The sequence below is a fragment of the uncultured Zoogloea sp. genome, from assembly GCF_937894855.1.
Lineage (GTDB): Bacteria > Pseudomonadota > Gammaproteobacteria > Burkholderiales > Rhodocyclaceae > Zoogloea > Zoogloea oryzae.
This window is the reverse complement of the sequence record NZ_CALAYQ010000054.1, coordinates 1-6678: the sequence shown is the minus strand read 5'-3', so window position 1 is coordinate 6678 and position 6678 is coordinate 1. Positions and strand designations below refer to the sequence as shown.

Sequence of the window (6678 nt, the reverse complement as noted above, 5' to 3'; positions counted from 1 at the left end):
AGCACCACCGCCCCTGTAGGTCGGACTTCAGTCCGACACCCCACGCCCAGCCAGCCACCGTTTTGTCGGACTAAAGTCCGACCTACAGGACGGCAGCGCGGCGCCGGGATGCCTGGCCTCAACCAGCAGCAACACCGTGCACGAGCCGTTGCAGGAGAGTGTGTTCATCCGCAACCAGTCCAGCGCATGAGCACCACCGCCCCTGTAGGTCGGACTTCAGTCCGACACCCCACGCCCAGCCAGCCACCGGCTTGTCGGACTAAAGTCCGACCTACAGGACGGCAGCGCGATGCCGGGATGCCTGGCCTCAACCTGCAGCAACATCGTGTGCAAACCGTTGCCTTCTCTGGATACCGCTCAGATAGCAGGTAACAGGACGTGGGACGTGGGTGAAACCACCTCCGCCCGCTCCCCACTACCCAACCCCCACTCCCCAAAACACCATGCTCTCCATCGACTTCAGACAGATCGGCATCATCGCCGGCAAGGAATTCTGGGACCGCATCCGCAATCGCTGGGTGCTGGCGGTGGCCATCGTGTTCACCGTGTTCGCCCTCGTCATCGCCTACTTTGGCGCGGCCCAGCAGGGCGCGGTGGGCTTCCGCTCCATCGATCTCACCATCGCCTCCCTCGTCAGCCTGGTGATCTACCTCATCCCGCTCATCGCCCTCATCCTCGGCTTCGACGCCATCGTGGGCGAGCGGGAGCGCGGCTCACTCGACCTGCTCCTCACCCTGCCCATCACCCGCAAGGAGCTCATCCTCGGCAAATACGCCGGGCTTGCCGCGGCGCTGGCGTTTTCCACCATCGCCGGCTTTGGCGCGGTGGGTCTGATCCTCTCGCCCCAGCTCGATCTCAACGCCCTCTTCCACTACGCCGGCTTCATGGGCTCGGCCATCCTGCTCGGCTTTGCCTTCCTCAGCTTGGCGGTGATGCTCTCGGTGTTCGCATCCGACCGCACCCGCGCCTCGGGCCTCGCCATCGGCACGTGGTTCTTCTTTGTGCTGGTGTTTGACCTGCTGCTGCTGGGCGCGCTGGTCGTCACCGCCGGCGACTACGGCGGCGCGATCTTCCCCTACCTGCTGCTCCTCAACCCCGCCGATGTGTTCCGCGTGCTCAACGTCTTCAGCCTTGAAGAAGTGCGCACCCTCTACGGCCTTGCCACCGTCTTCCCCGAAGCCCTGAGCCACCCCGCCACCCTCGGCGGCGTGATGCTCGCCTGGATCGTCGGCCCTCTGGCCGCTGCCATCTGGAGATTTGAACGATGAAACTGCCCCGCTCCGTGCCGCCTCTCGTCCTTCACACCGCCGCCCTGCTGGTGGCCGTCAGCCTGCTCAGCGCCTGCGGCAAGCAGGCCGGCAACAGCGTCGGCCCCGCCGAGATCACCAAAGAGAGCGCCTGCGCCCTCGACGGCATGTACCTCGCCGACTACCCCGGCCCCAAGGCGCAGATCCTCTACGAAGGCGCCCCCGCCCCCGAGTTCTTCTGCGACACCATGGAAATGTTCTCGCTGTACCTCAAGCCCGAACAGGCCCGCAAGGTGGCCGGCATCTACGTGCAGGATCTCGACAAGACCCCCTGGGAAGCCCCCAAGGGCAGCTGGATCGACGCCCGCAGCGCCTTTTATGTGGTTGGCTCCAAGAAGCGCGGCGCCATGGGCCCCACCATCCCCTCGTTTGGCACCCGCGACGGCGCCACAAAGTTTGCCGAAGCCAACGGCGGCAAGGTCTATCCTTTCGCCGAAGTCACCGCCGACATGGCCCGCCTCGACGGCGGCGCCCTCCACGACCAGCGCATGTAACCCTCACCGCCACCACACGCCCATGGACAGCTTCTACGACCGCCTCGACTTCGACGACGCCATCGAGATCGAACAGCTCTCCCGCCTGATGTACGAAGTCCGCGTAGCCCGCGACAACCTGCTCGCCCAGCTGGGTGCCGGAACACCCGAACAAGCCCTCGCCGCCATCCGCAGCGGCAACCTGCCCGAGCACCCCGGCTACGAGCAATACCTCACCACCCGTCTCCTCACCGATCTCCACGCCAACGTGCGCGCCCGCCTGGCCGAACGCACCCAGGCCGCCAACCGCTGACCGCCCCGCCATGAGCCTGCACCTCGACCTCGCCGCAGCCATTGAAGAACAATTTGGCGAACACCTGGAAGCCCCGGTGGACGTCAAGCTCGACGCCCTCATCGCCCGCCTCGACAACGGCGCCGTGCTCGAAGCCCGCATCGCCGCCCCCGACGCCTACGCCATCGCCTGGGCCTGGGGCGAAGCCGAACTGCGCATCGACACCGCCCCCCTGCACAGCGATCTGGCCACCTTTCCCAATCACCTGCACGCCGCCGACGGTAAACTGCGCGCCGATCCCCTCACCCACTGCGGCGATGCCCCCATCGACAACCTGCGCCGGGTGATCCACGCCATCCTGCAAGACCCGCTGCTCGACAACACCCCCGGAGCCCAGCCATGATCCGCCGCGTTCTGCCCGCAATCGGCGCCGCCATCATCCCCGCCCTCCTCGCCGTCACCGTCATCGGCCAGCCCATCAACGCCCAAGCCGCCGATCTATCCCCCCAATACGTCCAGCGCTCCACCCGCTGCCCCGTATGCGGCATGTACCCCTACCGCACCCCCCAATGGACAGCCCAGATCGTCTTCAACGACCAGACCGCCAGCAGCTTCGACTCCCCCGCAGACATGTTCCGCTTCGTGGGCAACATGATGCTCTTCGACAAAACCCACAAACCCGCCGACATCGGCGCCATCTGGGTTGCCGACTACACCACCAAAGCCTGGGTGGATGCGAAGAAAGCCTTCTACGTCCTCGGATCAAAAGCCCGCGGCCCCATGAACGAACCCAACCTCCCCGCCTTCGCCAGCCGCGAAGCGGCCGATGCGCATGTAAAGGCGGAGGGCGGCAAGGTGCTGGGGTTTGGTGAGGTGACGCGGGATATTGTGAAGAGTCTGGCGGGGGCGCATAACCACTAGGCTGGCGAATCCCAAATAAAAAGCGGGCTGGGCATCCTGAGATCAGGGATGACCAGCCCGCTTCATTGTTAAATCAGAACAGAGATGCATTCAGCTCAGGCTGAATGACGCCGCAGAATCGGGCTGGCCATCTTCAAAGACGGCCGACCCAATTCACTCCATCTAAAGGTCAACGAAACATCGTCAGTTACGAGACACTGATCAAATATCATTCAGAGGCAATTTCAGACCAAGAGGCTATTTCATCTTTGAGGTTTTAAATTTATCGACCAAGAGAAACAGAATATTTGCCCGTTCGCTCATTCCTAACCACAACGACATTAAACATAATGTAGTCTGGACTGCGGCCGGTAGCCTCACCTAGAAAAACAGACTCTGTACCAAGGACCCCCTCGCTCCAAGAAGCTATCTGTACGGTTGCCATTCGACCTTTCGCTCTGCTGTAGTTAGCAATTGCAATTTGATAAACTCCAGTTTTAAGCTTCCTTGAATCACAAGAAGCATAATAATGTTCAGGCCCAAAGGAGTCAGTATTATCTAAATCTAAGTAACCAGAATCGCCCACCAAAGAGTAATAATATACATGGGAACCACTCGGCTCAAAAGTATGAAGATCAACATCTCCATCCCCATTCCAAGTCAATGTCGCCGTAAAAAATCCGGATGTCGCCTTAGCGGGCGGCTCTTCTAATGACCCCAAAGCCGTATCAATATGCCCCCTAACCACCGTAGATATAGAAAGACCTTGATTAAGGTATATCTCAAGCAACCCATGACCAAGTATATCTTTTTTCCCATTTACTCCAGCAGGACGCAGGAGAAAGCTGGGAATGTAATCCGTAACACTTGCGACACCACCAACCACGCGCAGACCATTAATAACAAGATCAAGATCAGCAAGTGTATGACTTCCGCTTAACAAAGGCGACGCTGGGGCTATATGCACGACCTTGACCGAACTCGGAGTAGTTTTCGTCAGCGCATAGTTATATGCCGCGTTGGCAAACAGATTTCCTTGAGAATGAGCAACAAACAAGAGCTTCTTACCTTCCAAGACCCAAGTATCTATCCGTGTTTTATGCTCAATATAATTAGAAGTCGTCGGAGGACTTCCAAGCAACGCAGTTAAATTTCGGATTGCAGCTGCTCGATACCAATCTACAAACCCATTTAATATTCCAGCAGCTGACTGAACAGCATCAATGATTCTTGCCCACCAGGGCCCATCGCCTTTCAACGCTTCAAAAAAAAGCTCAAAGCGGCCTCCCAGCAAACCATCTTGCTCATGCAAACGCTGCTCAAAAGTTTCTACAAAATCCTCAAATCCGTTCGAGTAATTATATAGAACCTCATATTTTATTTCGTCCCCTGAAGACGACTTTTCACCGTGGATACGCCGAAACTCCTCTTTTGCGATATCCGCTTCTTCTGGAGTTGTTTGAACTCCATTAAAGAATACAAAGGCAACTCCCGTGTCACGACAAATTTCATATTGAGAAGAGTTCTGTGCATAAGCGCTCATAGCACAAGAGATGGAAAAAAAGAGTGCGTACAGCGCAACCGCAATTTTTCTGAAGGCTTTATTCACAGCCATCTCCTTCAGGCGTCGCCCAAGACGCCCCATCCAACGCTTTGCTATATGCAAGATAGGCAAGCAGTCGTTGTTTTGTATTTGTCGTCACCGCAATCAACTCCGACCCCACTGAAGCTGGCTGTTTGACATCAGACTTTTCACCAAACTTTGAGTAAAGACAACGCGTTGCCATAGACAACTGCCTTTTCACTTCTTTCACAGCAGATATATCAGAAGCATCAACCAACAGAGCAGACTGCATTCCTCTAGCGTACTGCATAGCGGCAGCGCGCTGCGAATCCAATGGATAATTACGCGATATAAATTCCTCGATATCATCGCGAACACCATTTGCATTTGCATCAACACCCGCAATATTACTACTTCGATCCAGTCTCGGTATCGCACCAGATATCTCTAGCTCTGCAATTTTCTCCTTTGGCGTACTTCCCGTCTGAGCTGCTGCATCATTACTACTATCACCCCCACAACCCGTGAGCACTCCAACTAAGAAAAAAAAGAAGATTATTTTGATCATTTTTTCATTTTCTTAAAAAAAAAAGGCATAAAAACGCCAAGCACCGTTCTTGCACAAAAAACGGTCAGGTGTCTGGTAACCACATCGAGCAAGCGCCTCAGGGCTCCCACAGCCACTCCATTGACATCAATCGTCGTCTTCCTCATCGATTTCAAGTCCTAGCAACGTAGTCCAAAACTCATCCGAGGTCGCAGCCAGCGAACTCTTGATCTTGATGGTGGTTTTGACCGAGGTATTCAACCGGATGAGGTTCAATGCGATATGGCGCACCAGTGCAATGTGATGGGCAACGTGACCCATGCGGGCGCGGGCACAGCATCGCCAAACTGAACGCACAGTGCGAAATAGTAGGGTAGGAAAGAGCAGCTGTTGGCATGGCGGATGATCCGACTTAATCTGCATCTAGACGCCGCACATTCCGCCCCCAGCCAGCCCAACCGCACCAACCGCACCAACCGGGGGTTCTTCACTCCTTACCTATCGGCTCTCCCTCACTCCGCCTCCTTCCCCTTCTTCCCCCGGCCGCCGCCGGTCTTCTTTTCGGACTTCTTCTTCAGCCCCATCGACGCAACTTCGTCGGAGTCTTCGCCGTAGGTGGCGCGGACCTGGTTCTTGCAGCCGTTCATGACGTTGTGGCGCTTGTTTTCGGCGATGGCGCGGGCGTCGCGGATGGCTTTGAAGGTGTTGTAGGCGACGGTTTCGGCTTCGTTCAGTCGCAGGCATTCTTCGTGGGCTGCGGTGGCGGCTTCGAGGCTGAACTCGGGATTGGAGGATTTGTAGTCGGCGATGCTCTTGAGGCCGTAGTAGGCGGCTTCGTCGGCGCGGAGGACGGCCGGGGCGAGGTTCTTGAGTTGCACTTTCGTCATGATGGCTTCCGTTACTGGATTGAACATGGAATGTGGCGCCACGACGAAATGTTACAGTTGGGCGGCATGTCGAGGAATATGCCATTGGATATAGAACGCTCAAAAATCCGATAAAAAGTCGGGATTTTTTTGTACGGATGGGGGTTGACTGCCGGATTTTTCTGGGTAAGTGGCGGGGATGGTGTGATTGCCGTAACGGCAATTGGACGATGCGGCGGCGCAGCAATGGTGGCTGGGGTGGACGGGCTGGTCGGGTATGGCGAGGGCCGGGGTTTGCGGGGGCCGTCTTCATGCTGGCGGTGCAAACCTTCTTGTTGACCTGCGTAACCCTTATGTTGACCGTCGCAACCTTTATGTTGGGTCGTGCACTGTTCTTGTTGACGGCGCTAACCTTTCAGTTGACCGCCGTAACCTTTATGTTGGGTCGTCAACTAAAGGGTTAGGACGGTGCACTGTTTAAGTTGACGACCCAACATAAGGGTTTCGCCCGTCAACATCGTCAGTTGTGTCGTGCACTGCTTTCTGCGGTGGCGCGATCGCCTTGATTCAACGGCATGCAGGCGATGTTGGGTGGCGTGATGATGGATGGGGCAGCGGGATTGAAGGGCGTAGGCCGGCAACCGCCAGGTTGGCGGGTGCGACTGCCTGGGTGTTGTCACCGACCGGCACATAGGAGCCACTTGATGATCGGCACAATGGAGCCAGGGC

8 protein-coding genes and 1 pseudogene are annotated in these 6678 nt (G+C 57.0%); 5 read left to right on the top strand and 4 right to left on the bottom strand.

Going from position 1 to position 6678, the window contains the following annotated elements; all coding sequences use genetic code 11:
* Positions 1 to 452: 452 nt before the first annotated feature.
* From Q0672_RS07450 to Q0672_RS07430, 5 genes are read left to right on the top strand one after another with little or no spacing between them, the layout of a single operon-like run.
* The gene (locus tag Q0672_RS07450; RefSeq protein ID WP_367179946.1) at positions 453 to 1268 is read left to right on the top strand and encodes an ABC transporter permease; all 816 of its coding nucleotides are present in this window, start codon (positions 453 to 455) and stop codon (positions 1266 to 1268) included.
* Positions 1265 to 1801, top strand: a complete 537-nt coding sequence (locus tag Q0672_RS07445) for a nitrous oxide reductase accessory protein NosL (RefSeq protein ID WP_153160881.1) — start codon at positions 1265 to 1267, stop codon at positions 1799 to 1801. The genes Q0672_RS07450 and Q0672_RS07445 overlap by 4 nt, the downstream gene beginning before the upstream one ends.
* 22 nt (positions 1802 to 1823) lie before the next feature.
* Positions 1824 to 2093 (top strand): hypothetical protein, encoded by a 270-nt coding sequence (locus tag Q0672_RS07440; RefSeq protein WP_153160880.1) that lies wholly within the window; start codon positions 1824 to 1826, stop codon positions 2091 to 2093.
* A 10-nt stretch (positions 2094 to 2103) separates the two neighbouring features.
* Complete coding sequence (locus Q0672_RS07435) at positions 2104 to 2475, top strand: hypothetical protein (RefSeq protein ID WP_153160879.1); 372 nt, start codon at positions 2104 to 2106, stop codon at positions 2473 to 2475.
* On the top strand, positions 2472 to 2993 hold the full coding sequence (locus Q0672_RS07430) for a nitrous oxide reductase accessory protein NosL (RefSeq protein ID WP_298621242.1): 522 nt from the start codon (positions 2472 to 2474) through the stop codon (positions 2991 to 2993). The genes Q0672_RS07435 and Q0672_RS07430 overlap by 4 nt, the downstream gene beginning before the upstream one ends.
* 262 nt (positions 2994 to 3255) lie before the next feature.
* Here the strand turns inward: Q0672_RS07430 and Q0672_RS07425 are convergent, their stop codons facing one another.
* The 4 genes and pseudogenes from Q0672_RS07425 to Q0672_RS07410 form a co-directional block, all read right to left on the bottom strand.
* A complete protein-coding gene (locus tag Q0672_RS07425; RefSeq protein ID WP_298621240.1) occupies positions 3256 to 4581 on the bottom strand; it encodes a hypothetical protein in 1326 nt (441 codons plus the stop codon).
* Complete coding sequence (locus Q0672_RS07420) at positions 4574 to 5104, bottom strand: hypothetical protein (RefSeq protein ID WP_298621237.1); 531 nt, start codon at positions 5102 to 5104, stop codon at positions 4574 to 4576. Before Q0672_RS07420 ends, Q0672_RS07425 begins: the two co-directional genes overlap by 8 nt.
* 126 nt (positions 5105 to 5230) lie before the next feature.
* A pseudogene (locus Q0672_RS07415) lies at positions 5231 to 5451 on the bottom strand (ISAs1 family transposase); the annotation flags it as partial.
* 144 nt (positions 5452 to 5595) lie between these two features.
* Positions 5596 to 5970: a hypothetical protein gene (locus Q0672_RS07410; RefSeq protein WP_298621234.1), complete on the bottom strand. Its 375-nt coding sequence runs from the start codon at positions 5968 to 5970 to the stop codon at positions 5596 to 5598.
* Positions 5971 to 6678 lie beyond the last annotated feature (708 nt).